This is a genomic window from Methylobacterium sp. J-092 (assembly GCF_022829325.1).
In the GTDB taxonomy this organism is placed as follows: Bacteria; Pseudomonadota; Alphaproteobacteria; order Rhizobiales; family Beijerinckiaceae; genus Methylobacterium.
Genome location: NZ_JAKSXU010000164.1, coordinates 1 through 589 on the forward strand (window position 1 = coordinate 1; position 589 = coordinate 589).

Annotated in this window: 3 pseudogenes; 2 read left to right on the top strand and 1 reads right to left on the bottom strand. The window is 66.6% G+C overall.

The window, feature by feature from the left end:
* Window positions 1-207: pseudogene (locus MKK60_RS19330) on the top strand (IS3 family transposase); the annotation flags it as partial.
* Here MKK60_RS19330 and MKK60_RS19335 read toward each other — a convergent pair.
* A pseudogene (locus MKK60_RS19335) lies at window positions 198-350 on the bottom strand (IS3 family transposase); the annotation flags it as partial. The pseudogenes MKK60_RS19330 and MKK60_RS19335 overlap by 10 nt on opposite strands.
* Between MKK60_RS19335 and MKK60_RS19340 the strand changes: the two are divergent.
* Window positions 349-589 (top strand): annotated as a pseudogene (locus tag MKK60_RS19340) (IS3 family transposase); the annotation flags it as partial. The pseudogenes MKK60_RS19335 and MKK60_RS19340 overlap by 2 nt on opposite strands.

The following is a 589-nucleotide window of genomic DNA, read 5'->3' on the forward strand; positions in this document are numbered from 1 at the left end:
CGCGCCTGTCGGGCGCTCGGACAGCATCGCTCGACGCAGCGCAAGGTACCGCGGGGCCGCGACGATGAAGAGGCGCTAACGGCCGATCTCGTGGCGTTGGCTGAGAAGTACGGACGCTATGGCTACCGCAAGATCAGCGCACTGCTGAAGGCGGCCGGTTGGTTCGTCAACGACAAGCGCGTCGAGCGCATTTGGCGGTGTTCCGGGCGAAGACGGACGCAGGAGCCGTCGTTGTCCCAGATCCGCCCCCGCTTGGGCTGTCTGGCTGGGACCTTCAGACCCTCACGCCGCCAAATGCGCTCGACGCGCTTGTCGTTGACGAACCAACCGGCCGCCTTCAGCAATGCGCTGATCTTGCAGGAGGCGTCCCGGGGAAGACGTCTCGAGCCCTGCGCGCCGACGCGCCTGTGTCGAGCACATCCAGCTGACGATGACCGTCTCCGAGCGCCGCGCCTGTCGGGCGCTCGGACAGCATCGCTCGACGCAGCGCAAGGTACCGCGGGGCCGCGACGATGAAGAGGCGCTAACGGCCGATCTCGTGGCGTTGGCTGAGAAGTACGGACGCTATGGCTACCGCAAGATCAGCGCA